This window comes from Bradyrhizobium sp. USDA 4354 (genome assembly GCF_054060315.1).
The window spans coordinates 2,201,160-2,226,546 of sequence record NZ_JBSSDC010000001.1 but is presented as its reverse complement, the minus strand read 5'-3'; the positions used below and the strand labels follow the sequence as shown (position 1 = coordinate 2,226,546).

Genomic DNA, 25,387 nt, shown 5'->3' with positions numbered 1-25,387 from the left:
TGTTTCGGGTAAACGGGGGCCCGGTTATGGGTCGAGATGCGGCGAATCTGCCGTGTTTCGTGGAACTTGGTCACACTTCAGCCCAGCTTGCATTGCTCGGTGACAAGGTTCGAACGCCACTTTGGCACCCATGTATGCGGCGCATCACTGGATTGCTCGCCGTTTCAAGCCACGACCCAAACGGAAAGCAGAAAGCAGAGAGGCTCATGCCCACAATCGCTTTGGTCGACGACGACCGCAACATTCTCACATCCGTCTCGATCGCGCTGGAAGCCGAAGGCTACCGCATCATGACTTACACCGACGGCGCCTCCGCGCTCGACGGTTTCCGCACCACCCAGCCCGATCTTGCCATCCTCGACATCAAGATGCCGCGCATGGACGGCATGGAGACGCTGCGTCGTCTCAGGCAGAAATCCGACCTGCCGGTGATCTTCCTGACCTCCAAGGACGAAGAGATCGACGAGCTGTTCGGCCTCAAGATGGGCGCCGACGACTTCATCCGCAAACCGTTCTCGCAGCGCCTTTTGGTCGAGCGCGTCAAGGCGGTGCTGCGCCGCTCGGCGCCGAAGGACCCGACCGTCGCGCCGAAGGAGAACGACGCCAAGGCGCTCGACCGCGGCCTGCTGCGCATGGATCCGGAACGCCACACCTGCACCTGGAAGAACGAGCCGGTGACGCTGACCGTCACCGAATTCCTGATCCTGCAGGCGCTCGCGACCCGGCCCGGCGTGGTGAAGAGCCGCAACGCGCTGATGGACGCCGCCTATGACGACCAGGTCTATGTCGACGACCGCACCATCGACAGCCACATCAAGCGGCTGCGCAAGAAGTTCAAGGTGGTCGACAACGAGTTCGAGATGATCGAGACGCTTTACGGCGTCGGCTACCGTTTCAAGGAAGCCTGAGGCGGCGGGCGCCCTCCACGACGATCGAGAGCATCTCCGGTTCTCGTTCCATCGGGACCACGATCGCTCTAGGATGCGAGGGACCTTCGCACGAGCTGTCCTAACGCGAGCGTAAGCATTGCTTGACCGAACGCAGCCTGACCCAAACCAGAGCGCCGGGGATGTCGCATCCAACGGCGTTCCGGAGCACGTCACTGATGATAAGCCGCAGGGCTGGCGACCGCTCAACTGGCTGAAACGCGCCGGGCAGTTCTTCTTTGCGCTGTCCTTCTCGAGCCTGACCCGCCGCATCGTCTCGCTCAACCTCGCCGGCCTCGTCGCGCTGGTCGCGAGCATCCTGTATCTGTCGCAATTCCGCGCCGGCCTGATCGACGCGCGCGCGCAGAGCCTGCTGGTCCAGGCCGAGATCATCGCCGGCGCGATCGCGGCCTCCGCGACCGTGCAGACCAACGCCATCACCATCGATCCCGACAGGCTGCTCGACCTCAAGCCGGGCGAGACCTATGGTGGCTCGGACGAGTATTCACCGCTGGACTTCCCGATCAATCCGGAGCGCGTGGCGCCGGTGCTGCGCACGCTGATCTCGCCGACCAAGACCCGCGCCCGCATCTACGATCCGAACGGCAGCCTGCTGGTCGACAGCCGCAACCTCGAAAACGTGCTGCGCTACAACCTGCCGCCGCCGGCCGAGAAGCCCGGCATCGTCGAGCGCGGCATGGTCGCGGTGCGCACCTGGCTGAACCGCGGCGACCTGCCGCTCTATCGCGAGCTCGGCCCTGAGAACGGCAATGGCTATGCGGAGGTCGGCGACGCGCTCCAGGGCCAGAAGCGCTCGATGGTGCGGGTCAATGCGCGCGGCGAGGTGATCGTGTCGGTCGCGGTCCCCGTGCTGCGCTCGCGCGCCATCCACGGCGCCTTGATGCTCTCGACGCAGGGCGACGACATCGACCAGATGGTGACCGCCGAGCGCCTCGCCATCCTGAAGGTCGGCGGCGTCGCGGCCGCCGTCATGATCATGCTGTCGCTCTTGCTGGCGAGCACGATCGCCGGCCCCGTGCGCCGGCTCGCCGACAGTGCCGAGCGCGTCCGCCGCCGCATCAAGGCGCGCATCGAGATTCCCGATTTCACCCGCCGTCGCGACGAGATCGGCCACCTCTCCGGCGCGCTGCGCGACATGACCAGCGCGCTTTACAGCCGCATCGAGGCGATCGAGATGTTCGCCGCCGATGTCGCCCACGAATTGAAAAACCCGCTGACCTCGCTGCGCTCGGCGGTCGAGACGCTGCCGCTGGCGCGCAACGAGAACAGCCGCGCGCGCCTGCTCGAGGTGATCGAGCACGACGTCAAGCGGCTCGACCGGCTGATCTCCGACATCTCCGACGCCAGCCGCCTCGATGCCGAATTGCAGCGCCAGGACGCGCTCCCGGTCGACCTGCGCCGCCTGCTGACGACGCTGGCGTCCGTTGCCAATGAAACCAAGCTCGGCCACGACGTCGCGGTCGAGACCCGCTTCGAGGGCCGCAGCTCGACCGATACTTTCTCCGTGACCGGCCACGATTCTCGGCTCGGACAGGTCGTCTCCAACCTGCTCTCCAACGCACAATCCTTCTCTGAACGTGGCAGCAAGGTGCGCCTCGCCTGCCGCCGCGTGCGCGGCGAGATCGAGATCGTGGTCGACGACGACGGCCCCGGCATTCGCGACGACGCGCTGGAGCGCATCTTCGAGCGCTTCTACACCGATCGTCCGCATCAGGGTTTTGGCCAGAACTCCGGCCTCGGCCTGTCGATCTCCAAGCAGATCGTCGACGCCCATGGCGGACGCATCTGGGCGGAGAACCGTCCTGGCGCGCTGGATGCCGACGGCACTCCGACGGTTGCCGGCGCGCGCTTCGTGGTGAGGCTGCCGGCCCTATGAGCGACGGCGGGCCCAGCGTTCACGCCTCCGCCGTCAAGGTCGGGAATTTTGCCGTGCTGATCCGCGGGCCCTCGGGCTCCGGCAAGTCGCGACTTGCCTTTGATTTGATCATGGCAGGCCGCGCTGGTGTGGTCGAAAGGGCCGTTCTGGTCGGTGATGACCGTGTCCATCTGGCGACAGTCGGCGATGAAATTGAGGTCCGCCCCGCGCCGGCTTTGGCCGGCCTGATCGAGATCCGGGGCCTCGGGATCCGCCGCTGCGACTTCGTGGAGCATGCGACCGTCGGCCTCGTGGTCGATCTGGACGCAGCGGATGCGGAGCGCCTGCCTGCGGCGGAATCCCTGAAAACCAGCATTTCTGGTGTCGAAATACCGCGAATCCCCGTTGCCCGCGACTATTCGCCCCTCCCCCTGGTTGTTGCGGCCTTGACCACTACCAAGAGTTCATCTTCCGTTAACCCTTCCGGCGATTGTTTGAAGGGAAATGGTAACCATATGAAGCCCACTATCGCGACCGAATAGACCGGCGCAGCTCCCCTTATCCATCCGTCTATATTCAGGGAGATACGCAACATCCCCTCTTGCGCGGGGGCTCTGGATGGTCAAAGTGGCGCGTTCGTGCGGTGCACCAAAAGCGCCCGCGAGGAGTTTTCCGATGATTGGTCTAGTACTTGTGACCCACGGGCGCCTTGCCGACGAATTCAAGGCGGCGCTTGAACATGTCATGGGTCCACAAAAGCAAATCGAAGCGATCACGATCGGCGCCGAGGATGATTCCGATCTCTGCCGAAGCGACATCATCGAGGCGGTCAACCGCGTCGATTCCGGCGACGGCGTTGCGATCCTCACTGACATGTTCGGCGGCACGCCGTCGAACCTCGCAATATCCTGCATGAGCCGGCCCAAGGTCGAAGTGCTCGCGGGCATCAACCTGCCCATGCTGGTGAAGCTCGCCAAGGTGCGCGAGGAGCGGCCGCTGCCCGACGCGATCGCAATGGCCCAGGAAGCGGGCCGCAAATACGTCACCATCGCCAGTCGCGTGCTCGCTGGCAAATGAGCGACGAGGCGCCACAAGCGGGGACCGGCGCGCCCGCGGGCGCGATCTCCAAGGAGCTCCTGATCATCAACAAGCGCGGCCTGCATGCGCGCGCCTCGGCGAAGTTCGTCCAGGCGGTCGAGCGCTTCAACGCGCAGGTGTGGGTGACGCGCGGCGGCGAGACGGTCGGCGGCACCTCGATCATGGGCCTGATGATGTTAGCCGCGGGGCCCGGCACGACAATCACGGTGGCCGCGGCGGGTGATGACGCGGAAGCCGCGCTCGCGGCGATCACCGAGCTCGTCGAGAGCAAGTTCAACGAGGAAGGGGTCTGAGCCACGCGCTCGGCACCGTAGGGTGGGCAAAGGCGCGACGCGCCGTGCCCACCATCTCTCGACAATCGCGAAACAAGCGGTGGGCACGCTTCGCTTTGCCCACCCTACGGCAGTTCGGCTATTTCCCCGGCGGCGCGATGTAGACGTTCCAGCTCATCGCCGGGCCCGCCTTGCCGTGGGTGAAGCGGCGCGTGGTCATCACGATGCGCTCGGCGTTGGGCGCAACTTCCGAGACCCATTTCTCGAACTTGGGCAGACGGCCATCGGTCGGATCGAACACGCCGATGAAGCCGTACGTCCTGGCGTCATCTCGCGAGGTGAGCCCGGAATCCCAGGCCTCGAGCGGCAGCAATGCGGACGGATGATCCGGGCTGTAGAACACCATCGGCTGGATCGACTCCATGGTGCCGGCGACGAGGGCCCAGCGCGAGGCGAAGCGCGCGTGCCAGGCTTGCGTCAATTCGCGCGCCAGTTCCGAGCGTGCGCCATAGGTCGCGGTGTTGCCGGCATTGGCCGCCATCTCGCGCGCGGCGATTAGGGGCGAGGCGGCGAGCGTCGCTGCGCTGAGCACGAGCCAGATCGCGGCGATGTTGAACAGCACGGCGCTCTGCACGCGCAGTGTCGGGATCGCGACCAGCGCGAGCGGGACCAGGAAGAACAGCGAGATGCCCCAATCGGTCTTCATGTAGATGCTGAACACCAGCGCGCCGAGCGGCGGGCCGACCGCAACGATGAGCTGGATGATCCAGACGTTCAGCGCCTGCGAGACATTGATGCCTGCATTGGCGCCGCGTGCCCAGGCGCGCGTGACGATGCACGAGGGCGCGCGCAGCAGCAATTTGACCCAAGGCGGCACCAGCGCCATGGCCAGCGCCGCGAGCGCCACCGGCAAGGCCAGCAGCCCCAAATTATGCAGCACATAACCGGCGACGAGCTGGTGCACCTGGCTCTTGTCCTGAAGGCTGTAGGTGTCGCCGGCATAGGTCAGCGGCACGAAATGCGCATCCGCCAGCCAGACGATGTGCGGGATCATCGCCGCGACCATCGTCGCGATCGCCACCCACGGCGCCGGCGACATCAGGAACTTCATCCGCTGCGGATGGATCAGCGCGGCAAGGCCGATGGCGCCGATCATGGTCAGCACCCAATATTTGGCCATCAGCGCCAGCGCGCCGGCAAGCCCGAGCAGGATTCCAGATTGCCAGCTCCGCTTCTCGAATGCGTGGAGATAAGCGAGCACGAGCAGCGGCAGCGTGACGAGCTGGAGCAGGTCCGGGTTGTACTTGAAGCCCTTGAAATTGAAGATCGGGTAGAGTGCGATCATCATCACGACCAGGAACGCGCGCCGCGCGTCCACCACGCGCAAGCTCACGAGCCAGCAGATCACCATGCCGACGCTCACCGTCGCCATCGCCAGCGCATAGGTCGCCCAGTCCGCCGCCGGGAACGCCTTGAACCAGAGGCCGGCCACCCAGCCCGACAGCGGCGGATGCTTGCCATAGCCCCAGAGGAATTGCTGGCCCCAGCCATAGGCTTCTGCGACGTCCATGTGAACGTCCTGCGCCGCCTTGAGATTGATCAGGATGAAGGTCCAGAGCACCGCATGCAGGATGGCGAGCTGGATCACCAGCCACAGGCGCGTCTCGGGGCGGACCGCGCAGGCAACCAGCCAGGCCCGGAGGCGGTTGTAGCTGAAGCGGGTCTTCGCCCGCGTTCTGGCGGATGGGATCGAAGTCGTGGACATGGGCCGTTGCGTAGCGCGTTTTGGGCGATCGTGGAATCAGCTTGGCGTGAAGAAAGGCCCTGAAAATACAGCAATATGGTTGCCGCACGGGGATGTGAGTGGTATCCCGCGCCCATGACGACCGTCCCCATTTCCAACATCCGCAACTTCTCCATCGTCGCCCATATCGACCATGGCAAATCGACGCTCGCCGACCGCCTGATCCAGATGACCGGCGGCCTCTCCGACCGCGAGATGGCGGGCAAGGAGCAGGTGCTCGATTCCATGGACATCGAGCGCGAGCGCGGCATCACCATCAAGGCGCAGACGGTGCGCCTGCAGTACCGCGCCAAGGACGGCCAGGATTACATCTTCAACCTGATGGACACACCCGGCCATGTCGACTTCGCCTACGAAGTCTCGCGGTCGCTGGCGGCCTGCGAGGGTTCCCTCCTGGTCGTCGACGCCAGCCAGGGCGTGGAAGCGCAGACGCTCGCCAACGTCTACCAGGCGCTCGACAACAATCACGAGATCGTTCCGGTCCTGAACAAGGTCGACCTGCCCGCGGCCGAGCCCGAGAAGGTCAAGCAGCAGATCGAGGATGTCATCGGCATCGACGCCTCCGATGCGGTGATGATCTCGGCCAAGACCGGCCTTGGCATTCCCGATGTGCTGGAAGCGATCGTCACCCGCCTGCCGCCGCCGAAGGGCGACCGCGACGCCACGCTGAAGGCGCTCTTGGTCGACAGCTGGTACGACGTCTATCTCGGCGTCGTCGTGCTGGTGCGCATCGTCGACGGCACGATGAAGAAGGGCCAGCGCGTGCGCATGATGGGCACGGGCGCGGCCTATGACGTCGAGCGCGTCGGCTTCTTCACGCCGAAGATGCAGCAGGTCGAGGAGCTCGGCCCCGGCGAGATCGGCTTCATCACCGCCGCGATCAAGGAAGTCGCCGACACCCGCGTCGGCGACACCATCACCGACGACAGGAAGCCGGTTGCCGAGATGCTGCCGGGCTTCAAGCCGGCGATCCCCGTGGTGTTCTGCGGCCTGTTCCCGGTCGACGCCGACGACTTCGAGACGCTGCGCGCCGCAATGGGCAAGCTGCGCCTGAACGACGCCAGCTTCTCGTTCGAGATGGAGACATCAGCCGCGCTCGGCTTCGGCTTCCGCTGCGGCTTCCTCGGGCTTCTGCACCTCGAGATCATCCAGGAGCGGCTGTCGCGCGAGTTCGATCTGAACCTGATCGCGACCGCGCCGAGCGTCATCTACAAGATGAAGCTCACCGACGGCCAGGAGATCGAGATCCACAATCCCGTGGACATGCCCGACGTGGTCAAGATCGCCGAGATCGACGAGCCCTGGATCGAGGCGACGATCCTCACGCCGGACGAATATCTCGGCAGCGTCTTGAAGCTGTGCCAGGACCGCCGCGGCTCGCAGAAGGAGCTCACTTACGTCGGCTCCCGCGCCATGGTGAAATACGACCTGCCGCTCAACGAGGTCGTGTTCGACTTCTACGACCGCCTGAAGTCGGTCTCCAAGGGCTACGCCTCGTTCGACTATCACCTCACCGACTACAAGCCGGCCGATCTCGTCAAGATGCAGATCCTGGTCAATGCCGAGCCGGTCGATGCGCTCTCGATGCTGGTCCATCGCACCCGCGCGGAAGGGCGCGGCCGCGCCATGGTCGAGAAGATGAAGGAGCTGATCCCGCCGCACATGTTCCAGATCCCGATTCAGGCGGCGATCGGCGGCAAGGTGATCGCCCGCGAGACGGTGCGCGCGCTGCGCAAGGACGTCACCGCGAAGTGCTACGGCGGCGACATCACACGCAAACGCAAGCTTCTGGAGAAGCAGAAGGAAGGCAAGAAGAAGATGCGGCAGTTCGGCAAGGTCGACATCCCGCAGGAAGCCTTCATCGCCGCGCTAAAGGTGGATAGCTGAGGCGAGGCTCGGCCGCTTCCGACATGACGAAGTTCGGGTCGGTCATCGGGGCCCGCAAACAAAAACCGCGAAAACAACCCCATGCACAGTAGCCGCCCCCTTGGCGGCACTGTGCTTTTTCGATTTTACGAAGTCGGTTTGACCCGTCGGGCAAAACAGGGGTATGGTGGCATCATCGCAGCGGGTGTGAGACAGGCACGCATCGTCTAATCTCAATATCCAGGCGATGGCAGGTGACGGCTTACCCGGGCCTTAACTAAACCTGCCAGGCCCTCGCCTCGAAGTGAGCTTTTGCCCCCTCAGATCCGGCGCTTTCTGACGCCGATCATATTGCTGTACCATCGCCTCGATCAGATCGCTCTGGATCGCGAGACTCCAAATGAGACGACGAAAGTTTCTGGGCTTCTTTGGAATGGCGGCTATATCGGCGCTCGAAGCATTTGCCCAAAAGCGCGTTCCGGTCGTGGAGTTCGTCGGATTTGCCACGCCGGAAATCGACAATGCGACGCTCGTTCCATTCCGGAAGGCGATGGCCGATCTGGGCTATGTGGAGGGCCGCAACATCGTCATCGAGGCCCACTCGACGGCCGGCGATGTTTCGCGAGGGCTGGCATTGATCGACGATCTGGTAGCCAGACAAGTGGATGTACTGCTTTCGCCAGGCCCAGCCGCAGCTCGTAGGATGGGTTGAGCTCTTGCGAAACCCATCGCCCTGCCGGGCAGGCGTAGTATCTATACCTTCTCACTAGCTCGACCCGCTTGTGGGGATGCGTTTGATCGGTTTCGCTTCGCTCTATCCACCCTACGAGCTTGCTTGTCCGCGATTGTAGGAAACCTAAAATGTTCCTACAAAGTTGCACGGCTATTTCTAGGAGTCGGTTGATGTCGTACAGCGCCACCGCATTTAAGGAATTTAAGGCAGAACTGAAAGATCGTGGCTTGTTCGTTGACTACGACACGCCGGGAAACTTCGCGGAGTTATTTCGGCGCCATTTGCCGACTAAAATAAACAACGACAAGTTCTTCCGTGCGGCGTCCGCGACTGTAGCGCAGGATTCTACAGTAATTGAGACAGTGCTCTCGATCGCCAAAGGCACGCTGCCAAAGTTGTCTCACGAAGCCAAGGTCCTGCTTACAGAGGCATCGCTAGACCGCAATGGAATGATCATGCATTCGTCTTTCATTGGCGGCGTTTCGATTCAGACGAATGGCAAGCAGTTCATTGCGGACAAGTTCCCTCGCTCCCGTGCTCTATGGGAAGGTGCTTTGAAGGACTTGGCTAACCTGGGCTTAGTACAGGATAGAAGTGGAAAGGGTGAGGTGTACATCTTAACTCGCGAAGGATACGACTTGGCTGAGGAGCTTCGACCCTAATTCACATCGAAGTCCGTAGATTGATCTCTCGCATCATATCATGCTCACGGTTTCGTGTTGTGATAGAACGAGCGGCACCGCATCCAGCAGCCCTTGTTAGCTCAATCCGATTGTGAGGATAAAGTTTGGTGGGTTTCGCTTCGCTCTATCCATCCTACGCGCTGCGAAGCATGCACATCTGAAGTTCTCGCCTCGCGAGATCAAACTCAACGCCTGCATCAATTCGATCGAGCATGCCTCGATAGCAAGGGACTTCGTGAGCAATCTCCGCCGAACCTGACAATGCATCGCACGCGCCCAAGATGATCCGTCGCGCATCCGCCCAAAGATCCGGAATGCTTCGATAGAACATCAATGGGATAATCATATAGTCCAGCAGCCATTCTTCCATAGCCGAACAAGTTGCTGCGTCGCTCCGACACCTCTCCATGATTCGATTCAGCGCCTGGAGCGCTTCTCGCAAAAGCAAACCGTCGGCGCAGACCTCTGAAGCAAACCGCTCGTCACCCGATGAAATTCCAAGGACCTTGGTGCATATCTCGCGAAGTAGCGTCTCCCATTCACTGATCTGATGGACCACGCCAGCGGCGCCAAGTTCGCTTGGATAACTCATCCCAGCTATTTCGCTGATATAGTCCAACCTCTCCTTCACAAGGGACATCATCTCTGCTCGGTTTAGTCCGCCGAGCGTATCGCCAATGAAGACCCGACATCGAACCGCTTCCGGCAAGCGATTGAGAAGAGACAGATCGAATTGATGTTGAAATCGATCGGGACTTCTCAGCACGACAAGATTCGCCAAGGCAAGGCGATCAGACGTCAACCGGTCGACAATCCCCGCCAACCAACTTGCCATATAGCCGACCAGAGAGCTGTCTGACTCTTGGGCGAGACAAACCAGCAGGTCGTCAAGCGTCTGCTGACGCAACCAACGCTTGTCAATCGCCTCCAGCAGCATCAAGCCATTTGCGCGATTGTCGGCGTCAGAGCTCCTCGTCGCAGAAAAAGCCAGGCGACGCAGCGATTCACCGTTTGCACTGTCTGGATCATCGAGCAACCCTGGCTGCAATTGAACACGATTTCGTTCCAAGAATAACCGTTCTGAAAAGACGCCCGAGTTCGCCTCCTTTTCCATCTTGGATTCGCCGGGGCGGACCGAGTCAATGCGAACAGCACATCCTTTCAGAATTTCGTCGGGGTTGAAGTCAAGACGATTGCCTTCGCGGAGGAAGTCCGCAAGCTGCTTCAGAGAATTCGTGCCAAAACGCGGAGCGTTGCGCAGCGCGGCGGGAATCAGGCTCTCATCTCCGTCCGAGAGAACGACGGTACGAATGAGATTTCCGTGCTTCTCCAGCTCAAATGTCGGACGATACTCGCATTGAACCCAAGCTGAATCACGAAACTGTGCGGACACATAAACAACAAGATAGCGGGAGGCTCTTAGAGCCCGCGCGACGTGGGCTTGAACCTTCCGCTCCCTTAGATCCGCGTCCTCATCATGCCAAATGGAGACACCGAGCGAGCGCAATTGGGCTGCTATGTGAGACGATCCATCATTGCGGTTGTGACTGATAAAGCCGTCAAACTTGAACACTCGATCACCTAGTGCAGGCGTCCAGTCGGGTTCAAAGATCCCGTCCAAATTCAATACGGTGAACATCCAATTAGCCCCCTACAACGACCGAATTCCGCAAGGAAGCATCTAAAAGAATTACGCAAGCAATTTATAGTTGTACGCTTTCTTAGCAGACCGCGCCACCCAGAACGTGGGATGAGTTGAGGTCTTGCGAAACCCGTCGCCCAGGCGGGCGGGACGCAGGTATCTCGCAGTTTCTTGCCAGTTCTGATTTGCAAGGATGAGGTAGGATGGGTTTCGCCTTGCTCTGCCCCATCCTACGCCCTTGCACACCCTCACGACGCCTTCTGCTTCGCCTCGACGTACCGTGCAAAATTGTCGAGGATCGCCTGCCAGCCGCCTTGCTGCTGCTCGACCGAGTGCGTCGGTTCGCTGTCGAAGACGACGCGGACGACAATCCCGTTCGGGCCGGGTACGAACTCGACCTCGGCCTTTCGATCGCCGAACGCATATTCGATCCGCTTGTGTTCGACGATTTTCGTGTAGGTGCCGGCGAAGTCGAAGCCCATGCTGCCATCCTTGGCCTCCATGCGCGAGGAGAAGGCGCCGCCGTCCCGCAGGTCGACCGTCGCCCTGGTCGTATGCCAGTCGTCGGACGCGGCATTCCAGTTCACGATGTCGGCTGGCGTCGTATAGGCACGCCAGACCTGATCAATCGGGGCGGCTACGCGTGGTTTCGACGGTGATCCTCATGGGCATTGCTCCAGTTGCGACTTTGACGGCTCGAATTGACGAAATCACGTCAAGTGTGCCGGGTCATCTCCGGCACGTCCCGGGCGTGTCCACCCAAGGACGATCGAGGCCGGCCCATGCCGACATGGTCCGGCCGTCAATGCGCTAAAAAAGTTAGAGCCAACCAAATTGTGTGCTGTCGGGAAGATGGCAGCACGGCGCTCGGCGCCTTGCGCGCCCTACGAAAGCTGACGGGCGGCGTAGGATCTAGCGATGCTCGCTAACGATCCGACGAAGTTCAGTGGCTTTCTATTGCACCTTCGCTCTTCGGGTTACGACGGACAGGTCGCTCGACCATCCTGCGCTGGTCTTCAGATCGGCCTTGCCTTCCCTCGGATGGCCATCGACCGTTTCAGGACCTGTTGGGCATCGGCATGGCGGCCCTGATCCCTGTAGAGACCGGCGAGGTTATCCAGGATACCGGCGAGATCCGGATGGTTGGGGCCGAGGGTTTTCTCGAAAGTGGCCACTGACCGCTTGAACAGCCGCTCGGCTTCGGCGTTACGCCCCTGACGCGCATAGAGTGCAGCCAGATTGTTCTGAGCCTGCGCGATGTCGGGATGATCGGGGCCGAACGCCTTCTCGGTCACCGCCATCGACCGCTTCAGCAGCCGCTCGGCATCGGCATAGCGATGCCGATTGATATAAGCGTCGGCCAGATTGTTCATCAGCACCGTGGCTTCGGGATCGTCGGGGCCGAGCGCCTTCTGGAGCACGGCGAGGCCTCGCTTGAACAGCGGTATAGCCTGATCGTACCGGCCCTGATTGCTGTAAACGGCGCCGAGATTGCTCAACGCCAGCACGATCGACGGATCATCGCTTTTCTCGCCAATGGCGATCGAGCGCCTGAGAAGCGGCTCCGCTTCCGCGTAACGCTCTTCCGCGCGATAGAGATCGCCCAGATTGTTCAGCACCATTGCGACTTCCGCATGATCCCGGCCGAGCGTCTTCTCCCGGATGGCCAGCGCGCGCTTGTACAGCGGTTCGGCAACGGCGTATTGGCCGAGATTGTAATGGATCGTGCCGAGGTCGTTCAGCGGCATCGCGACGCGCGCGTCATCAGGGCCGAACTCTTTCTCGCGAAGGGCAAGGGACTTCTGGGCCAATGGCAGCGCTTCCGTATACTTCCCGGCCCGGTAAAGCTCCTTCATTTGCCGCGTGAGCGTGCCGGCGTCGTCCTCCTCGGCATAGGATGGCGCGCCGAACGACAGGCTCAAGGCAAGCGCGGTGACTGCAACACGGATCGATGCTTTCAGGGTCCTCATCGCGCCTTCCCTCGTCGCGTCTATCGGGACTTACGCGCCATTGGTTCTCCTGGAAGCCGGACAGGTTCAATGCAGCGGCGGCGCTGACGGGTCCATCATCGGACGGCCGCCAGGTACCGGTCAGGAGGACGAACGCGACCGACCGCGCGACGGCGCGGCTGTATGCCGCCGGCGGGCGTCAAATCATCATTGCCCGAGCTGCTGAAGCACGGCGAACCACAACGCGAGCGGCTCCCTGAGCGCGCCCGGCTCGGACGGCTTTTGGCGAACGGCCGTGTGCACCATGACGAGCTTGGACGCCGGATCGACCAGGATGACCTGGCCGCGGATGCCGAGCAGGGCAAATCTGCGCTGCTCGCCAGGGAGTAGCCACACCTGATAGCCGTAGCCGAAATAGGGCGTGGCCACGCGCGGCGCGAGATGACCATCGGCCGGCCGCACGGTCGTGGCATCCAGCAGCCACTGCCGGGGGATCAGCTGCCGACCTTCCCAGGCGCCGTCATGGGCGAGCAACCGGGCCAGGCGCGCGTAGTCGCGCAAGGTCGCGTTGAAGCAGCAAAAGGCAATCTCTTGCCCGCTACCGTCGATCGCCCACGAGGCATCCGCTTCGGTGCCGATGGGTTCCCAGATCCGGTCGTGGAGATAGTCGGCAACCGGCATGTCCGTGGCGGCGCGCAGGACCAGGCCGAGGATCTCGGTTTCCACGCTGGCATAGTGCCATCGGGTCCCCGGCGGTGCGGTTCTTGTATTGAATTGCGCGACGATGGCGGCGGGATCTTTCGGCTCGTCGCCGAACAGGGCCCGCCCAAGCCGGGCGATGTCGTCGTGCCCGTCATACACTTCCGAGAATTCGACACCCGAAGACATGTTCAACAAGGCGCGGATGGATGTGTTGCCATATTCCGTGCCTGCAAGGCCGCCGACGTAGGTCGAGACCAGGTCGTCGATCGACTTGATCCGCCCCTCCGAGACTGCGATCCCGACCAGCATGGCCACCAGCGTCTTCGCCATGGACTGCGAGACAAGGCGGTGGTGGTCGGTCCGCGCATATTGATAGTGCTCGTACAGGATGGTGTCGTTCCTGGCGATCAGGAGTCCCGTCACCGGGTTGCGCTTGAGATAATCCGCGATGCTCAGCCGCTCGGTGCCGAAGCTGTAGGCGATCGCTGGCTCCGGCGCGCGCTTGAATTGCCAGGGCACCGTCGCGCGACCGACCTGGCGCGAGGGATAGATCTCGCCGAAATGGCTGTAGACCCCGACGAGCTTGTCGAGCTGGGGGGCGGCTCCCCGCGTGCCGACTGGATAGCCCTCGGCCGCGCCGTAGAGTTCGGCATCGGGACCACTATCCGAAAAGACCGGCCCTGGCTCGGCGGGCGCGCTTCGGACGTCCTGTGCGCATGCCAAGGGCGCCCAGACCGCGGCGGCGAAAATGACGGGCAAGAAAAGCCCGCGGCAACCGCGCGGCCTGCACAGCGCTCCCCAGTTCATTGCACTTGCCTCCTCGCACGTTCGTGTGTGCGCGCTTATGAGAACAACATCGCAGGCCGGTGACGCGCGGCATGCTAACATTGCGGGCAGACGGTGTCAGTCGGATAGGAACAATCGGTGAACTCCGCCGTTCGTAGCGCGAGGAGACGCCTTTGGCGGGGGCGTCCAAGCTCATTGACGAAATGCGCAAGAAAACAGGCGTCAAATAGGGGCAGCAGGAAAAAGCGATATTTGTCGAGGGAGCCGTGATGCCACGCGGAGACAAGCGCAGCTACACCGATAAGCAGAAGCGACAGGCCGAACACATCGAGCAAGGCTACGAAGCCCGAGGTGTTCCCGAAAAGGAAGCCGAACGGCGGGCCTGGGCGACCGTCAACAAAGAAACCCATGGCGGCAAGAAGAGCGGGTCCGGCAGAGGCACCGAAGAAGACACTTCCCCGTCACGCAAGGGCGGCAGGCTTGGCGGAAACGCGTCAGCCAGCCGACCGGCCGATGAACGTTCCAGGTCAGCCAAGAAGGCTGCTCAAACTCGCAAACGCCGCGCGGCGTGAAGGAGGCACAATGTCGACATGCGAAACCTGCGGCAATGACTATGACAAGACTTTTCAGGTGGTGATGAACGGCCAGGCGCACACGTTCGACAGCTTCGAGTGCGCAATTCATGCCTTGGCGCCAATGTGCAAGCATTGTGGAACGCGCATCGTGGGGCACGGCCTGGAAAAGAGCGGCACCTACTATTGCTGCGACCACTGCGCCCAGAAGGAAGGCGTGACTGACCTCCGCGACCGTGTGTAAGAAATAGACCCGCGCGCGCACCTTCCTCAGGAATTTTGGTGCGCACTCGGGAAGAGTGAGATGAAACGGACTGCCGTTGCCAGGCGCCGCTCTCGCTGAAATAGACGACGGACGGGCCTGTCCGCTGGCCATGCCTTGCTTGAGACGATCTCAGTACGAGTTTGTGCTATGGCGGCCGCAAATAATCGCCTTGTTACGGTGTTCGGTGGAACGGGATTTCTCGGCCGCCGCGTCGTTCGACACCTGCTCCGGACGCCTGAATTTTTTGTTCGCATTGCATCAAGACATCCCGAACGAGGCAGACAGCTTTTTGGTCACGACGACCCACGCCTCCAATCTGTGAACGTCGATCTACGCGACGAGGGTTCGCTTGCCGCTGTTGTTCATGGCGCATACGGCGCCATCAACACGGTCAGTCTCTACGTGGAACACGGGGAGGAGACTTTTCATTCCGTGCATGTGGAATCAGCCCGGCGATTGGCGGCCCAGGCACATCGAGCTGGCGTCAAGCGGCTTATCCACGTTTCCGGAATCGGCTCTGATGCCACTTCGCCGTCCCTCTATATTCGCAAGCGTGGCGAAGGCGAACTCGCTGTCCGCGCGGTATTCGCTGAGGCTACGCTGGTTCGCCCGGCAGTAATGTTCGGCCCGGATGACGCGTTTCTCACCATCATCCTCAAGCTGCTCCGCCGATATCCGATCTATCCGATGTTCGGCCGCGGATTGACGAGATTGCAGCCGGCCTATGTTGACGACGTGGCCGACGCGATCACAAGAGCGCTTCTGAAACCCGAAACGAACGCAATCACGTATGAATTCGCCGGTCCTCGCATCTACACATACGAAGAGCTTCTCAGAACCGTCGCGCACGCAGCCGGCCGCAGCCCCATGCTCATTCCAGTGCCATTTGCTGCTTGGCATGTAGCGGGATGGATTTCGGAGCTGCTTCCAAGGCCACCTATCACACGGAATCAGGTGGAGTTGATGCAGATCGACAACACAGCGTCGGTGGGAATGCCAGGATTTTCCGAGCTTGGAATCCCGCCGCAACCGGTCGAACAAGTTGTACCGACCATGTTGCGGAACAGTGTTGGTCGTACCGGCTCTTGAGCGCGGCCGGTCAGTACGATTCGTTCTCTTTGCAGTGCGGGGGGAAACCAGCGGTCCCGCCGCGTGCGATGCGGTCCAGCCATTAAGGAGGAACTGGTTTCGTCCGTCCTGATTGGCTTATGCAGCGGCATTTTCGATGGACGGATCGCATGAGCGATTTTTCAGATCTTCGCGACCGCATGGTCGACGTTCAACTCGCCCGCCGTGGTATCCGTGATCCTCGCGTGTTGGAAGCTATGCGACAGGTCCCGCGGGAGCGGTTCGTGGAATCCGGTTTTGAGGAATTTGCCTACGAGGACAGCGCCCTGCCGATCGCAAGCAACCAGACCATCTCGCAGCCCTACATTGTCGCGCTGATGACCGAGGCGGCCGAACTGACGCCGACGGACAAGGTGCTCGAGATCGGTACCGGCTCAGGCTATGCTGCCGCAATTGCCTCTCGGCTTGCTAAGACGGTTCACACGATCGAGCGACATGGCGCCCTGGCCAGAACCGCAGCGCAGCGGCTGGTTGCGCTCGGATGTGCGAATTGCATTGTCCACACCGGCGACGGCACCCGCGGCTTGGCCGATGAGGCGCCATTCGACGCGATCCTGGTCGCTGCCGGCGGCCCCTCGGTGCCTGACACGCTTAAGCGTCAATTGGCCGTTGGCGGTCGCCTCGTCATTCCCGTCGGCAATTTCGCGGACGAACAATCGCTGCTCCGGATTACGCGCCGGAACCAGACTGATTACGATGAAGAGACCTTCGGGGCCGTCCGCTTCGTGCCGTTGATCGGCGAGCAAGGATGGGCCGAGGATGGCACGCGCTCGGCCAGCAACCATGTCCCCGGTCACACGCGGTTGCGATCGCTGCCAGACATGATCCGTGCGACCATCGAGTCGTTGCCTGCCTTCGACGATCCTGCATTCGGTGTGCTGTTCGATCGTTTCGGACAGTCGCGCATCGTCTTGCTGGGCGAAGCCAGTCACGGTACGTCGGAGTTCTACCAGGCCCGCGCAGCGATCACGCGTCGGCTGGTTGAAAAACACGGATTTACGATCGTCGCCGTGGAAGCGGATTGGCCCGACGCCGCAGCGATCGATCGGTACGTTCGCGGTCGAACGCACCGCGGGGCGTTAAGCCAAACCCCGTTCGAACGGTTTCCGACCTGGATGTGGCGAAATACGGACGTCGCCTCCTTCGTTGACTGGATGCACAGTCGTAATGAACGAATGCCGGCAACCGATCGAGCCGGGTTCTTCGGGCTCGACATCTACAACATGCGCGACTCGATCGCGGCCGTTCTCACTTACCTCGATGAGATCGATCCTCAATCAGCAGCGGTGGCGCGCGAACGCTACGGCTGCCTGACGCCGTGGCAGCGCGAGCCTTCGACCTATGGTCGCGCCGTCCTGACCGAGCGCTACCGGAAATGCGAGGCGGAGGTGGTTCGGCAGTGCCAGGATATTCTGAAGAAGCAGCTCGACTACGCGGCGGACGATCCAGACAGTTTCCTGGATGCCGCGCAGAACGCCCGGTTGATCGCGTCAGCGGAGCGCTACTATCGGATCATGTATTACGGCGGCGCGGAGGCCTGGAATCTACGGGATACGCATATGTTCGAGACGCTAAGCCATATCCTTGACGCACATGGTCCCCAATCCAAGGCCGTGGTCTGGGCGCACAATTCCCATATCGGAGATGCACGTTTTACCAGCATGGGCACGGTTCGCAATGAACTCAACATTGGCCAGCTCTGTCGGGAGAAATTCGGCGAAGCGGCGTCGCTAATCGGATTAAGCACACATACCGGCACGGTGGCAGCCGCCTCAGATTGGGACGCCGAGATGGAAGTGATGCAGGTTCGGCCCTCTCGCCCAGACAGTTGTGAGCGGCTGTTTCACGATGCCGGTGCGACGCGCGGCTTGATTGAATTCCGCCGCGAGGAGGCTGTTCGCCGTCGCTTGCTCGAACCGCGCCTGGAACGCTTCATCGGCGTGATCTATCGACCGGACACCGAACTGCAAAGCCATTATTCCGATGCCTCGCTGCCCCAACAGTTTGACGCGTTGCTGTGGTTTGACGAGACGCATGCGGTGACACATCTGAGTCCCGAGCATCGTCGCGGCGCCGTCCCAGACACCTATCCGTTCGGACTCTGATCGAGCGGATATCGGCGAGTTCTCATTCGGAAGAATGAAGCTTGTGGGTTTCGCTTCCGCCTTCGCTCTTCGAGCTACGGCGGACAAGTCGCTCTACTCGTCCTAAGGCTCTGGATTACGGGATTGCACCGGGTTGTGCTCGAAAATGCAATTCGAAGATGTAACGAAAGTCGGATCGCGCTTTGAAAGTGAAAATTAGTTTTGGATCATAATCGTAATGACTCCGACGCAAAAAAAGAAAATAGGGTGCAATCAACAAGAATAAATCAACAAGAATAATGGGAGGAGTAAATGGATACTGCGGGTCGCCTGCGCGCGATGGCGGTGCTGTGCCGTCAGACAGCCGCGCGTCATCCTGATCGGAGCTGGAAGCTGCTCGCCGAAGCCGAGTATTGGGAGCATTTGGCCAATGATGCGCCGCTCGACCATGTCGAGCGTTGCGCGGTTCGCTCGCCGCCTGATCGGGAGCCTGATATCACGAAACCGACCGCGGCCCTCGCGGGGTGAGTGCGAAATAAAACGGTTTGTTAGCTTCCGTGTGCCTAACTTGAAGAGTGCCGCCCGCCGCCGATTGCGGCACATCGGAATGGGAATGCCGGCCCCGGCTGTTACCCCCATCCTGCGGCTGGGGCCGTTTTGAACTTTCACAGCATCGTTCAAGCCCGGTCCACAACCATGTTTAGAGGCATCGCTATCGCGCTATTCGGAATGGGCATCTTGTCCCAGCTCGATCGAGCGCTCTTCTATGGTCGCAATACTGAGGCTGCGTTCAGTCTTGTGCGGGACATCGGCCGAGGCTTCGGGCTGTAGGGCCCGTCCGCGCGCGTCGTCCATCAGGCAGCGCCCTACCCGGTGGCTACTTCTTCAACAGTATTCCCTTCGTTTGCGCCATTCGCCGGACTGATCCGGCGTGGCGGCCCAGTTCGGCGGCTATCTTCGATGCTCCAACGCCCCGCCGGGCCAGCGCGACCAGCCGTCGAACCTCCTGCTCGGCCCATTGCTTTGGCTTCGGTGTCTTCATGGTGCCGCCCCACGACCTGCACCACTTAACGGCTGCGGCTGGGGGTTAGCACTTGGGAAATTTACGGGTGGCGCGCCCGGGGTCGATATCCGACCGGCCCCCCAAAGCAGACATGGACCGAACTCTCGGCTTCGGATGGCGAGCGGCTAACCTCCGCCGACATAGATCACCTGCCTGCGCGTTCATGTTCGCATTACAACGGCCGGAGATCAGGAAGCACCCGCGATCGATTGCGGCGAGCGACATCGCCAGGGCGCTCATCAGGCCCAGGCCCACGAAAATGAGCAGCGTCTGCGATGCCAGCCCGGAACGTCGGCAGCGTACTTCGCATAGGCTTCGCCGAACTCCGCCCTGGCGTCCCGCTCCTCGTCTCGCGCGAGCTTCACGTACATGACGGTCAAGACGGGAAACATCGCCAATGTGAGGATGGTCGGCCATTGCAGCAGGAAGCCGAACATCACCAGGATGAAGCCGGCATATTGCGGATGCCGGACGTAGCTATAGGGCCCGGTGGTCGCGAGGCTGCGGGTCTGCTGCGCGTCGTACAGCACCCTCCAGGCGGCGGCGATCAGAAGGAACCCTGCACCGATGAACATGAAGCTCAGGACGTGGAACGGTCCGGCATGCGGATTTGTCTTCCAGCCGAACACCATCTCGAGCAGGTGGCCGGCATCATGCGAGAACCAGTCGACGTTCGGATAGCGCGACTGCAACCAGCCCGACAGGAAGTAGATGGTGAGCGGGAAGCCGTACATCTCGACGAACAGCGCCACCAAGAACGCACTGAACGCGCCGAAGGAACGCCAGTCGCGCGAGGTTTGCGGCTGGAAGAAGCTGTAGGCGAACAGGATGAAGACCGCCGAATTGACGATGACGAGGCTCCAGAGACCATAGGCCGGCGCAGCGTCGTGCATCACACGCTCCTTTGATCGTTCGGCCGGCCGCTGTCGTGATGGTGGCCGTGCCCGCCATGCATGAAAATGTGCATGAGCGGACAGGCGAGGAGGGGCAGCCAGACCAGGAGCCCGAGCACGTGGGCTCGATGTTCGGTGAACAGCAGCGCGCCGGCGATGGCCAGGAATCCGATCAGGACCAGGCCTGCCTTGGCCTTGGTGGACATGCCCGCTTGCGGGCGCTCCTAGCGGCGCGGCCATCATCATGGTTGATTCACATCAAGGTCCCGGCAGGGTCCTCACTTGCCTTGCATCGGCATGGCGCCCATCCGCCCCTGCATCATCGGCATCATTCCCATATTGGGCGCGAGCAATTCGTCGGCGCTCTTCTTCTGCTCGTCGGAGAGGGTGCCGACGAGGGTTGTGAGCGCAGACCTCATCGCGCGGGTGGTCTCCAACCGCGCCGACAGCCATTTTTCCTGCCAGATCAGCCGATCCACCAAGGTCTCGGATCCGGCCATCAACCTGCGGAGCTCTCCGAGGGCCTTGGCATTCGCGCGTAGCGCGTCGGCGAACCCATTCCAGGCGGATGCCTGAGCGTCGGCGATTCTGAGCTCGACCCGCAGAAACGCGATCCGCCCTTCGATATGATCGATCGTTTCCATTCCGCCCACGCAGTCACCGCCGGACTGACGCATCATGCCCATCATCCGCATCATGTCGGGCATCTGCATGTTGCCGCCCATCATGTTCATCATGCCGCCGCCCATCTTGCCCTGAGACGGGGCCGTGCTGCGCGGCGCCTCCGGCGGCGTGGCCGGACTGGCCGCAGGAGCGTCCTTCTGATCGGGATGATGGCCCTGGTGCTCGGCAGGCGATTGCGCCAGGGCGGGGGTGCCGAGGAACGTGAGCAGCAGGGCCGTCGCAAGCATCGGATGTCGCATGGTGTCTCTCCCGAGGTTTCGCGTTCGCGGCGATTGTGGGGACCGCCCGCCGAATTCGACTTGACCCATGTCAACTGAGCCGCCGCGGCGGCCATGACGGGCTCATTCCTTGCGATTCCTCAAAGCTGACGTGCCGGCGAGCCCTATTGTGAATCCTTCTCAACCTGGAGGACGGAGCATGAGCACCAAGAAGCTCCTCGCCACGATTGGCATCATCTCCCTGCTTGCCGTCCCCGCGATGGCTCAAACCACCGACAAGGAAAGGAACGGTCATCACTATAGTGGCGGACCGAAGACCGAGGTCCCTCACCACATGGGCAAGAAGGAAACGACGGGCAGTTCGTCGAAGGCTGGTTCGGGCGGTCACCACTACACGGGCGGACCAAGCACCTCGACGCCTCACCACATGGGTGACAAGACCAAGTAAGCCTCCGGCGCGACCTCTCCGCATGCGGGAGAGGTTACCCGAGAGAGTGGCGCGTGCCTTACGTCAGTATCAGCTCACGCCACCAGCGCGGCGTCCTCGCCGTTGCCGTCGATACCGCGTTGCGCCGCCAGCAGGCCGATGATCTCCGCGTTCGGACGGGCCTTGCTGAACAGAAAGCCCTGGCCCTCATGGCAGCCTTCGGCGCGAAGGCAGCTCAGCTCGGCTTCGGTTTCGACGCCTTCTGCGGTGATGGTGACGCCAAGGCCTTTGCCGAGGCTGACGATGGAGCGGATGATCGCCTGCGCCTCGCGGTTGGCCGCTAAATCGCGCACGAAGGACTGGTCGATCTTGATCTTGTCGAAGGGAAAGCTGCGCAGATAGCTGAGGCTGGAATAGCCGGTGCCGAAATCGTCCATCGAGATGCGCACCCCGAGCGCGCGCAGCGCGTGCAGCGTCGCCAGCACCTGCGCGCTCTTCTCCAAGAGCAGCGTCTCGGTGATCTCGAGCTCGAGCCGCCGCGGCGGCAGGCCGGAATATTTCAGCGCGTCCGTCACCATCGAGAGCAGGTTGCCGCTGCGGAACTGGAGCGGCGACAGGTTGACGGCGACGCGGACGCCGTCGGGCCAGGCCGCCGCATCGAGGCAGGCCCGGCGCAGCATCAGCCCGCCGAGCGGATTGATCAGGCCGGTGTCCTCGGCGACCGGAATGAACTCGGCCGGCGAGACCATGCCGCGCTCGGCATGCGGCCAGCGCACCAACGCCTCGAAGCCGGTGATGCGGCCGCTCTGGAGGTCGATCAGCGGCTGGTAATAGGGACGCAGCACGTCGTTCTGGATCGCGTCGCGCAGCTCGACCTCGATCTTCCGGCGGCTCTGCGCTTTCGCATCGAGCGCGGCCTCGAAGAAGGCGAAGGTGCCGCGCGCGTCCAGCTTGGCACGCGACAGCGCCATGTCGGCGCTCTTGAGCAGCTTCTCGGACTCATCGCCATCGCCCGGCACCATCGCGATGCCGATCGAGGCGCCGATCACGACGGAATGGCCGTCGAGCAGATAGGGATCGGCAATGGCCTCCAGGAGGCGCTTGGCCAGCATCACCGCGTCCTCGGGGCGCGTCAGCCCGCTCTGCAGAACCGCGAACTCGTCGGAATTGAGCCGTGCCAGCGCGTCCTCTTCGCGCAAGGTGGAGCGCAGCCGCTTGGCGACGCCGCGCAGCAGCTTGTCGCCGACCGCATGCCCCAGCGTGTCGTTGACCGCCTTGAAATTGTCGAGCCCGAGGATCAGCAGCGCGACCTTCTCGGCGCTGCGCCGCGTGTGCAGCAGCATCTCGTCCATCTGCTGCCGCAGCAGGCCGCGATTGGGCAGGCCGGTCAGCCCGTCATGCTGGGCCATGAAGGCGAGCCGCGCCTCGGCGCGCTTGCGCTCGGTGATGTCCATCAGCGCGAGCAGCACCGCGGGCCGCTCGGCATAGGTCAATTCGCGGGAATAGATCGCAAGGTCGATCAGCGCGCCGTCGGCCTTGACGTGCTTCCAGGTGCGGCCGGCCTGCTCCTCGCTGGAGCGATCGGCGGTCCAGGGCGGCTCGCTGTCGAAGGCTTGCAAGGAGCGGATCTTCAGTCGCTCGAACTCGGCCCGGCTGTAGCCGTAATGCGCGACCGCGGCATCGTTGACGGCGATGATGCGCTCGTCGTCCAGCGCGCAGACGATCATGGGCACGGGATTGCCGTCGAACAGCAGGCGGAACGAAGCCTCGCGCTGCTTCAATTCGGTGATGTCGACGCGCAGGCCGACGACGCCGCCGTCATCGGTCAAGCGCTCGTCGATCAGGATGACGCGGCCGTCCGACAGCTTCTGCTCGTGGCGAGCGCCGGGCTGATAGAGCTTTTGCAGCCGCTCGGCGATCCACTCGTCCTCGTTGCCAATGGCCTCGGGATAGTCGCCGCGGGCAACGCCGATGCGCAGCGTGTCTTCAAGGCGTGCGCCTTCCTCGAACAGATCGGCGGTCTTGCTGTAGATCTCGGCGTATTTCCTGTTCCAGAGCACGTAGCGGCCTTCGGCATCGAGAAACACGATGCCCTGCGGCAGGATATCGATGGCCTGGCGCAGGCGCTCATGGGATTTGTGCGCTTCCGCGATCGCGGCTTCCGCCTCGGCACGGCTGCGCAGGATTTCGTCGCGTTCGGAAAGAGCACGCGGCGCGCGCGCGCAGCGCGGCTTGCGCGCCTTTTGGCCGGCGCGGGCAAGCATGCTTTGCTTTCGCTTTTTTGTTTTTCGAGACCCCAAACTCAACTTCACTCGTCCCAGTCGCGCCCAGCGGCCGCAAGTTTTGAGGCAAGTGTCTGAAAAAAAAGTAATCTTGCCCGGTTGCGGTCCGCGCGCGGCGGACCTTGCTGCCTGTTTGCGCGGCGCGGCTATCGGCGGCACGCGCCGTCAGACTGAGTCCAGCGCCGCAATCAATGATCGATCTGGCGCAAAATTGCGCGCGCGCTTGAATCAGTTCCGAAATCGCGCGCGATTGCATGCGAGCTGCAGATTTTCCTCACGCCGCGCACGAATTTTAGTCAATGCAGGATACGGTTATCGCACCGTTAAGAAACGGCAGCTTGGGGCGCGATTTGGGCGAGATCGTACCGGTAGCCGGCTCAAAGTCTCATCCTTAACCCTGATGAAGCATTGGGCTATAAGGACGTCAGCATGAGTCGCCGCGGCATCACCCTCCTCCTGCTCTCGTTCGCGTGCCTGAGCGCCAGCGGCGCGCTGGCCCAGGACAAGGGCAGCATCAACCCGAAGCCGTTGGCGGCGCTCGCCAATCCGAACGATCCCGATCTCGCCGCCAAGGAGCTGTTCGCGCGAAAGCTGCTGCCGTCGAAGGGATCGGCCCATGTCATCGGCTCCTACACCAAGGGCTGCATCGGCGGCGCGGAGCAGATTCCGATCAACGGTGACCATTGGCAGGTGATGCGGCTGTCGCGCAACCGCAGCTACGGTCACCCCGACATGATCGCGCTGATCAAGCGGCTGGCCGCGAAGGCGCACAAGGACGCGGGTTGGCCCGGCATCCTGGTCGGCGACATCGCCCAGCCGCGCGGCGGGCCGGCGCTGTCAGGCCATGCCAGCCACCAGATCGGCCTCGACGCCGACATCTGGCTGACGCCGATGCCGGTCCGCCGGCTCTCGCGCGAGGAGCGCGAGGACATGTCGGCGGTGATGATGGTGCGCCCGGACCGGCTCGACGTCGACCCCAGGGTGTTCACGCCGGGCCATGTGCTGGTGCTGCGCGATGCGGCACGTGAGCCCGCCGTGCAGCGCATCTTCGTCAACGCCGCGATCAAGAAAGCGTTGTGCCGCGAGGCCAAGGGCGATCGCGCGTGGCTGTCGAAGATCCGGCCGTGGTGGGGCCACGACTACCACTTCCACATCCGCATGCGCTGTCCGGCCGGCGCCGGCGAATGCGAGGGCCAGCCGTCACAGGCCGAGGACGAAGGCTGCAAGCCTGCCGACCTCGCCTATTGGTTCTCCGACGCGGTGCTGCACCCCAAGCCGCCGCCGGAGCCGCCAAAGCCGAAGCCGCCGATGACGCTGGCGCAGATGCCGGCGGCCTGCAAGGCGGTGCTGCACGCAGGCGACGCCAAGCCGTAGGATACGCTGCCGCCTCACCCCAGCGCTGTCGTCCCGGACAAGCGCGCCCAAGCGCGCGCC

The 25,387-nt window shown here is 62.4% G+C and carries 23 protein-coding genes and 1 pseudogene; 15 read left to right on the top strand and 9 right to left on the bottom strand.

All coding sequences use genetic code 11. The annotated features are described in order from the left end of the window. The first annotated feature begins 206 nt into the window (after positions 1 to 206). The 5 genes from ACVIIV_RS10405 to ACVIIV_RS10385 all read left to right on the top strand — a co-directional run bounded on the left by ACVIIV_RS10405 (position 207) and on the right by ACVIIV_RS10385 (position 4,193). Positions 207 to 908: a response regulator transcription factor gene (locus ACVIIV_RS10405; protein WP_008542552.1), complete on the top strand. Its 702-nt coding sequence runs from the start codon at positions 207 to 209 to the stop codon at positions 906 to 908. Between the two features lie 118 nt (positions 909 to 1,026). Continuing rightward, a complete protein-coding gene (locus ACVIIV_RS10400; protein WP_456744106.1) occupies positions 1,027 to 2,823 on the top strand; it encodes a stimulus-sensing domain-containing protein in 1,797 nt (598 codons plus the stop codon). After that, a complete protein-coding gene (locus ACVIIV_RS10395) occupies positions 2,820 to 3,344 on the top strand; it encodes an HPr kinase/phosphorylase (protein WP_456744105.1) in 525 nt (174 codons plus the stop codon). Before ACVIIV_RS10400 ends, ACVIIV_RS10395 begins: the two co-directional genes overlap by 4 nt. 133 nt (positions 3,345 to 3,477) lie before the next feature. Next, positions 3,478 to 3,879 (top strand): PTS sugar transporter subunit IIA, encoded by a 402-nt coding sequence (locus ACVIIV_RS10390; RefSeq protein ID WP_007597752.1) that lies wholly within the window; start codon positions 3,478 to 3,480, stop codon positions 3,877 to 3,879. Beyond that, entirely contained in the window at positions 3,876 to 4,193 is a 318-nt protein-coding gene (locus ACVIIV_RS10385; RefSeq protein WP_456744104.1) for an HPr family phosphocarrier protein, read from the top strand. Before ACVIIV_RS10390 ends, ACVIIV_RS10385 begins: the two co-directional genes overlap by 4 nt. Before the next feature lie 118 nt (positions 4,194 to 4,311). On the opposite strand, the gene ACVIIV_RS10380 is transcribed toward ACVIIV_RS10385, so the two are convergent. Then, positions 4,312 to 5,937, bottom strand: a complete 1,626-nt coding sequence (locus ACVIIV_RS10380) for a glycosyltransferase family 39 protein (RefSeq protein WP_456744103.1) — start codon at positions 5,935 to 5,937, stop codon at positions 4,312 to 4,314. 114 nt (positions 5,938 to 6,051) lie between these two features. Between ACVIIV_RS10380 and lepA the strand changes: the two genes are divergently transcribed. The 3 genes from lepA to ACVIIV_RS10365 all read left to right on the top strand — a co-directional run bounded on the left by lepA (position 6,052) and on the right by ACVIIV_RS10365 (position 9,237). Beyond that, positions 6,052 to 7,863: a translation elongation factor 4 gene (lepA, locus tag ACVIIV_RS10375; RefSeq protein ID WP_456744102.1), complete on the top strand. Its 1,812-nt coding sequence runs from the start codon at positions 6,052 to 6,054 to the stop codon at positions 7,861 to 7,863. 379 nt (positions 7,864 to 8,242) lie between these two features. Then, entirely contained in the window at positions 8,243 to 8,554 is a 312-nt protein-coding gene (locus tag ACVIIV_RS10370) for a hypothetical protein (protein ID WP_456744101.1), read from the top strand. Between the two features lie 191 nt (positions 8,555 to 8,745). Further along, on the top strand, positions 8,746 to 9,237 hold the full coding sequence (locus ACVIIV_RS10365) for a hypothetical protein (protein WP_456744100.1): 492 nt from the start codon (positions 8,746 to 8,748) through the stop codon (positions 9,235 to 9,237). 154 nt (positions 9,238 to 9,391) lie between these two features. On the opposite strand, the gene ACVIIV_RS10360 is transcribed toward ACVIIV_RS10365, so the two are convergent. From ACVIIV_RS10360 to ACVIIV_RS10345, 4 genes and pseudogenes are all read right to left on the bottom strand, one after another. Beyond that, entirely contained in the window at positions 9,392 to 10,897 is a 1,506-nt protein-coding gene (locus ACVIIV_RS10360) for a toll/interleukin-1 receptor domain-containing protein (RefSeq protein ID WP_456744099.1), read from the bottom strand. 251 nt (positions 10,898 to 11,148) lie between these two features. After that, positions 11,149 to 11,566, bottom strand: a pseudogene (locus tag ACVIIV_RS10355) (SRPBCC family protein). Between the two features lie 350 nt (positions 11,567 to 11,916). Next, entirely contained in the window at positions 11,917 to 12,870 is a 954-nt protein-coding gene (locus ACVIIV_RS10350; RefSeq protein WP_456744098.1) for a tetratricopeptide repeat protein, read from the bottom strand. 186 nt (positions 12,871 to 13,056) lie between these two features. Further along, positions 13,057 to 14,310 carry a serine hydrolase domain-containing protein gene (locus ACVIIV_RS10345; RefSeq protein WP_456744097.1) on the bottom strand — a complete coding sequence of 418 codons (1,254 nt, stop codon included), beginning with the start codon at positions 14,308 to 14,310 and terminating at the stop codon, positions 13,057 to 13,059. A gap of 296 nt (positions 14,311 to 14,606) precedes the next feature. On the opposite strand from ACVIIV_RS10345, the gene ACVIIV_RS10340 reads away from it, so the two are divergent. From ACVIIV_RS10340 to ACVIIV_RS10320, 5 genes are all read left to right on the top strand, one after another. After that, complete coding sequence (locus ACVIIV_RS10340; protein ID WP_456744096.1) at positions 14,607 to 14,909, top strand: plasmid stabilization protein; 303 nt, start codon at positions 14,607 to 14,609, stop codon at positions 14,907 to 14,909. Between the two features lie 10 nt (positions 14,910 to 14,919). Then, positions 14,920 to 15,153 (top strand): hypothetical protein, encoded by a 234-nt coding sequence (locus ACVIIV_RS10335; protein WP_456744095.1) that lies wholly within the window; start codon positions 14,920 to 14,922, stop codon positions 15,151 to 15,153. A gap of 168 nt (positions 15,154 to 15,321) precedes the next feature. Next, complete coding sequence (locus ACVIIV_RS10330; protein ID WP_456744094.1) at positions 15,322 to 16,263, top strand: complex I NDUFA9 subunit family protein; 942 nt, start codon at positions 15,322 to 15,324, stop codon at positions 16,261 to 16,263. Positions 16,264 to 16,412: 149 nt separating this feature from the next. Further along, complete coding sequence (locus tag ACVIIV_RS10325; protein WP_456744093.1) at positions 16,413 to 18,407, top strand: protein-L-isoaspartate(D-aspartate) O-methyltransferase; 1,995 nt, start codon at positions 16,413 to 16,415, stop codon at positions 18,405 to 18,407. Positions 18,408 to 18,698: 291 nt separating this feature from the next. Further along, positions 18,699 to 18,914, top strand: coding sequence for a hypothetical protein (locus ACVIIV_RS10320; RefSeq protein ID WP_456744092.1), 216 nt, complete (start codon positions 18,699 to 18,701; stop codon positions 18,912 to 18,914). A gap of 774 nt (positions 18,915 to 19,688) precedes the next feature. Here ACVIIV_RS10320 and ACVIIV_RS10315 read toward each other — a convergent pair. The 3 genes from ACVIIV_RS10315 to ACVIIV_RS10305 form a co-directional block, all read right to left on the bottom strand. Then, positions 19,689 to 20,342, bottom strand: a complete 654-nt coding sequence (locus tag ACVIIV_RS10315; protein WP_456744091.1) for a methyltransferase family protein — start codon at positions 20,340 to 20,342, stop codon at positions 19,689 to 19,691. Beyond that, positions 20,342 to 20,548, bottom strand: a complete 207-nt coding sequence (locus ACVIIV_RS10310) for a DUF2933 domain-containing protein (RefSeq protein WP_456744090.1) — start codon at positions 20,546 to 20,548, stop codon at positions 20,342 to 20,344. Before ACVIIV_RS10310 ends, ACVIIV_RS10315 begins: the two co-directional genes overlap by 1 nt. A gap of 72 nt (positions 20,549 to 20,620) precedes the next feature. Further along, on the bottom strand, positions 20,621 to 21,253 hold the full coding sequence (locus ACVIIV_RS10305; protein ID WP_456744089.1) for a Spy/CpxP family protein refolding chaperone: 633 nt from the start codon (positions 21,251 to 21,253) through the stop codon (positions 20,621 to 20,623). 190 nt (positions 21,254 to 21,443) lie between these two features. On the opposite strand from ACVIIV_RS10305, the gene ACVIIV_RS10300 reads away from it, so the two are divergent. Further along, the gene (locus ACVIIV_RS10300; protein ID WP_456744088.1) at positions 21,444 to 21,692 is read left to right on the top strand and encodes a hypothetical protein; all 249 of its coding nucleotides are present in this window, start codon (positions 21,444 to 21,446) and stop codon (positions 21,690 to 21,692) included. A gap of 74 nt (positions 21,693 to 21,766) precedes the next feature. Here ACVIIV_RS10300 and ACVIIV_RS10295 read toward each other — a convergent pair whose 3' ends face one another. Further along, a complete protein-coding gene (locus ACVIIV_RS10295; protein WP_456744087.1) occupies positions 21,767 to 23,935 on the bottom strand; it encodes a putative bifunctional diguanylate cyclase/phosphodiesterase in 2,169 nt (722 codons plus the stop codon). Positions 23,936 to 24,382: 447 nt separating this feature from the next. On the opposite strand from ACVIIV_RS10295, the gene mepA reads away from it, so the two are divergent. Then, on the top strand, positions 24,383 to 25,327 hold the full coding sequence (gene mepA / locus ACVIIV_RS10290; protein ID WP_456744086.1) for a penicillin-insensitive murein endopeptidase: 945 nt from the start codon (positions 24,383 to 24,385) through the stop codon (positions 25,325 to 25,327). Positions 25,328 to 25,387 lie beyond the last annotated feature (60 nt).

Bases quoted from the DNA above. Each gene is read 5' to 3' on its own strand.
- ACVIIV_RS10395 (WP_456744105.1), top strand. From the start codon at position 2,820: ATGAGCGACGGCGGGCCCAGCGTTCACGCCTCCGCCGTCAAGGTCGGG.
- ACVIIV_RS10390 (WP_007597752.1), top strand. From the start codon at position 3,478: ATGATTGGTCTAGTACTTGTGACCCACGGGCGCCTTGCCGACGAATTC.
- ACVIIV_RS10305 (WP_456744089.1), bottom strand. From the start codon at position 21,253: ATGCTTGCGACGGCCCTGCTGCTCACGTTCCTCGGCACCCCCGCCCTG.
- ACVIIV_RS10335 (WP_456744095.1), top strand. From the start codon at position 14,920: ATGTCGACATGCGAAACCTGCGGCAATGACTATGACAAGACTTTTCAG.
- ACVIIV_RS10330 (WP_456744094.1), top strand. From the start codon at position 15,322: ATGGCGGCCGCAAATAATCGCCTTGTTACGGTGTTCGGTGGAACGGGA.
- ACVIIV_RS10360 (WP_456744099.1), bottom strand. From the start codon at position 10,897: ATGTTCACCGTATTGAATTTGGACGGGATCTTTGAACCCGACTGGACG.
- ACVIIV_RS10385 (WP_456744104.1), top strand. From the start codon at position 3,876: ATGAGCGACGAGGCGCCACAAGCGGGGACCGGCGCGCCCGCGGGCGCG.
- ACVIIV_RS10380 (WP_456744103.1), bottom strand. From the start codon at position 5,937: ATGTCCACGACTTCGATCCCATCCGCCAGAACGCGGGCGAAGACCCGC.
- ACVIIV_RS10300 (WP_456744088.1), top strand. From the start codon at position 21,444: ATGAGCACCAAGAAGCTCCTCGCCACGATTGGCATCATCTCCCTGCTT.
- ACVIIV_RS10350 (WP_456744098.1), bottom strand. From the start codon at position 12,870: ATGAGGACCCTGAAAGCATCGATCCGTGTTGCAGTCACCGCGCTTGCC.
- lepA (WP_456744102.1), top strand. From the start codon at position 6,052: ATGACGACCGTCCCCATTTCCAACATCCGCAACTTCTCCATCGTCGCC.
- ACVIIV_RS10295 (WP_456744087.1), bottom strand. From the start codon at position 23,935: ATGCTTGCCCGCGCCGGCCAAAAGGCGCGCAAGCCGCGCTGCGCGCGC.
- ACVIIV_RS10310 (WP_456744090.1), bottom strand. From the start codon at position 20,548: ATGTCCACCAAGGCCAAGGCAGGCCTGGTCCTGATCGGATTCCTGGCC.
- ACVIIV_RS10320 (WP_456744092.1), top strand. From the start codon at position 18,699: ATGGATACTGCGGGTCGCCTGCGCGCGATGGCGGTGCTGTGCCGTCAG.
- ACVIIV_RS10340 (WP_456744096.1), top strand. From the start codon at position 14,607: ATGCCACGCGGAGACAAGCGCAGCTACACCGATAAGCAGAAGCGACAG.
- ACVIIV_RS10405 (WP_008542552.1), top strand. From the start codon at position 207: ATGCCCACAATCGCTTTGGTCGACGACGACCGCAACATTCTCACATCC.
- ACVIIV_RS10370 (WP_456744101.1), top strand. From the start codon at position 8,243: ATGAGACGACGAAAGTTTCTGGGCTTCTTTGGAATGGCGGCTATATCG.
- ACVIIV_RS10365 (WP_456744100.1), top strand. From the start codon at position 8,746: ATGTCGTACAGCGCCACCGCATTTAAGGAATTTAAGGCAGAACTGAAA.
- ACVIIV_RS10325 (WP_456744093.1), top strand. From the start codon at position 16,413: ATGAGCGATTTTTCAGATCTTCGCGACCGCATGGTCGACGTTCAACTC.
- ACVIIV_RS10315 (WP_456744091.1), bottom strand. From the start codon at position 20,342: ATGCACGACGCTGCGCCGGCCTATGGTCTCTGGAGCCTCGTCATCGTC.
- mepA (WP_456744086.1), top strand. From the start codon at position 24,383: ATGAGTCGCCGCGGCATCACCCTCCTCCTGCTCTCGTTCGCGTGCCTG.